Here is a 2,615-nt window from a genome sequence, read left to right on the forward strand (position 1 = left end):
CGCGGGCACGGCCGTCCTTCGTGATCACTGAGCGTAGAGAACTCCATGATCGCCTGGACCCGTGCCCGCACCGCATCCACCCCACCTGATCACTCGACAGCGGCTGCCTATTGCCGGTCGGTCTTAGGCGCAGGCGCATCGGTCGCGCGCACAGCAGTACCGCTCATGCCGTCATCCCCTTGGGCATCGCCGGTCCCGTTCCCCAGTGAGTTGGGAAACTGGATTCACCATACCTCAGTGGGTTGGGTAAGCAAACGCACTCCTTTATGGTGGAGGTATGACCACGCCGCGACCCTGCTCGATCGCCGACACGCTCGGCGTGATCGGTGAGAAGTACTCCCTGCTCGTACTCCGCGAGGTCTTCTTCGGGGTCCGGCGCTTCAACGACATGGCGCGCAACATCGGCGCCCCCCGGGACGTCCTGACCGCGCGACTGCACCACCTCGTCGAAGCCGGGGTGCTGGAGAAGACCCTCTACAACGAGCGCCCGCCGCGCTACGAATACGGCCTCACCGCCGCCGGCCGGGACATCCAGGCCGTACTGCACACCCTCCGGCAGTGGGGCGACGAGCACCTCGCCGACCGGCCGCCGGTCGTCTTCGAGCACTCCTGCGGCAGCGACCTCGACGCCGTCGTCGTCTGCCGCAATTGCGGGGCGGAGCCCCGTCCTGCCTCCCTCACGCCACGTTTCCAGGTCGAAGGGTGGAGCTCGAAGGGCGCGGTGGACGGCTGAGGAAGGGAGAGGGCGGACGACGACGCCGTCCGACGAAGGCGCCAGGTCGGTCCCGTCTCCACGGTGGTCGTCCAGGGCGACAGGGCGATTCCGAGCCAGCGCCGCGCCCCCGCTCCGCCACCGCCCGCGCGTCCCCGCCTCCCTCGCTGTCGGACGGACCGGCTGCGTCGGCACGTCCGGTCAGGAGCCCCGGGGATGGCTCCTCTTCACTGCGCCCTTGGTGTCGGCCGACAGGTAGCCGCTGCCATAGGCGTCCGAGAGGTAGACCCGGAAGGTCGGCGTCCCGTCGAACATGTCGGGGCCGACGATGAGGTAACGGCTGGTCGGATGGGGAACGTTCAGGGTCTTCTGGGCCTTGTCGAGCAGCCCGGGGAGGACGTCCCAGTTGAAGCTCTGCAGGTTCACTGTGGCGTCGTCGGATCCCATCGTGCCGCCCGGCGAGTGAGTTGCCTTGCCGTCGCGGTAGTTGATCTCGTCGTACAGCTTCGGGTCGGCGGGGGTCGGGGCCTCGGCGCTCGCATAGCCGGGGTAGACGAGGAGCTCCTTCACCTTCGTTCCGCCCATGAAGGGACGCATCGCCGCGATGGTGCCGCGCACGCCGGCGGGGGTGAGCAGGTTGACGGAGGCGGTGGGTGAGGACGGGGCGGGCGTATCGCCCGGTTTCGGGCCGTTGGGGGCGAGGGAGCCGGGAGACGCGCTGCTGGTCGTCGTGGCCCCGGGTGCCGTGGTGCCGTTCGCCTGGGTGCCGCTGTGGCCGCCACCGGGCGCCAGGTTCCAGGCGAGGGCGCCGGCCAGGACGACCGCGGTGGCGGAAAGGGCCGCCATCGCGATGTGTCTGCGGCGGCCGGGGGGCGTCGGGTGGGCGGGGAGCTTTCCCGGTGGCACCCATCCCGCAGTCGAGGCGATGCGTGGGGAGTCGGCGGGGGCAATGGGGGCGTGGGGGCCGGGGTTTCCGGGGTTCGGGGTGCCGGGGAACGCCGAACCCCAGGCCGCAGAACCGACCGGCGCGGCGGCGCCTGCGTGGTTCTCGGCCGCGGCGAGCAGCCGGTCGAGCTGGTCGGCATCCGGGCGTGCGGCCGGGTCCTTGGCGAGGAGGGCGGTCAGCACCGGGCCGAGTCGCCCCGATCGCACCGGCGGCGGCAACGGTTCGTCGAGCACCGCGGCGAGGGTGGCGAGCGTCGTCGCCCGGCGCAGCGGATGGCGTCCTTCGACGGCGACGTACAGCATCATGCCGAGCGACCACAGGTCGGAGGCGGGGTTGCCCTCCACACCGCGGATTCGCTCCGGCGCGATGTATTCGGGTGAGCCGATCAGCGCGCCGGTCATGGTGAGGGCGGTCGTGCCGTGCAGGGCGGCGATACCGAAGTCCGTGAGTACGGGGGTGCCGTCCGTGCGCAGCAGGACATTGCCGGGTTTGACGTCCCGGTGCTGCACGCCGGCGGCGTGAGCGGCCCGCAGCGCGCTCAGGACACCACGGCCGATCCGGGCGGCCTCCGGCACGGTCAGCGGGCCATCGATCCGGGACGGAGCGACAGACGAGGAACAGATGTACATCTGCTCCATTAATGACATGAGTGATCCAGTGGTTGAATCCATGGCCGAGGTCCGTAGCCACCTCGCGGACGTGATCGATCGCGCCCGCCGGGACGAGACCCCGACGATCATCACCCGGCGGGGCAAGCAGGAGGCCGTGGTGATCGACATCCACGAATACCAGCGCCTGCGCCAACTCGCGGAACAGGCCGAAGAGTCCTGGCTCAACCAGTTGGCCGACGAAGCGGAATCCGAAGGCACAGAGTTGGCAACCGCCGCGAGGTGTACCGGAACCATGAGGTCCTCGCTGCAGGGGGCGCGCCGAAGCGCCGGACCGTGATCACGGTCC

Annotated in this window: 3 protein-coding genes; 2 read left to right on the top strand and 1 reads right to left on the bottom strand. The window is 70.2% G+C overall.

The genetic code is table 11. The annotated features are described in order from the left end of the window. Positions 1 to 277: 277 nt before the first annotated feature. A complete protein-coding gene (locus tag QMK24_RS40985) occupies positions 278 to 733 on the top strand; it encodes a winged helix-turn-helix transcriptional regulator (RefSeq protein WP_283472004.1) in 456 nt (151 codons plus the stop codon). A gap of 180 nt (positions 734 to 913) precedes the next feature. On the opposite strand, the gene QMK24_RS40990 is transcribed toward QMK24_RS40985, so the two are convergent. Beyond that, complete coding sequence (locus QMK24_RS40990; RefSeq protein WP_283472005.1) at positions 914 to 2,287, bottom strand: protein kinase domain-containing protein; 1,374 nt, start codon at positions 2,285 to 2,287, stop codon at positions 914 to 916. Here QMK24_RS40990 and QMK24_RS40995 point away from each other — a divergent pair. Then, entirely contained in the window at positions 2,280 to 2,606 is a 327-nt protein-coding gene (locus tag QMK24_RS40995) for a type II toxin-antitoxin system Phd/YefM family antitoxin (RefSeq protein WP_283472006.1), read from the top strand. The genes QMK24_RS40990 and QMK24_RS40995 overlap by 8 nt on opposite strands. Positions 2,607 to 2,615: the final 9 nt, after the last annotated feature.

Source organism: Streptomyces sp. PH10-H1, assembly GCF_030063355.1.
Classification (GTDB): Bacteria; Actinomycetota; Actinomycetes; order Streptomycetales; family Streptomycetaceae; genus Actinacidiphila.

Coding starts and splice junctions, on each gene's coding strand:
- QMK24_RS40995 (WP_283472006.1), top strand. CDS start 2,280: ATGTACATCTGCTCCATTAATGACATGAGTGATCCAGTGGTTGAATCC.
- QMK24_RS40990 (WP_283472005.1), bottom strand. CDS start 2,287: ATGTACATCTGTTCCTCGTCTGTCGCTCCGTCCCGGATCGATGGCCCG.
- QMK24_RS40985 (WP_283472004.1), top strand. CDS start 278: ATGACCACGCCGCGACCCTGCTCGATCGCCGACACGCTCGGCGTGATC.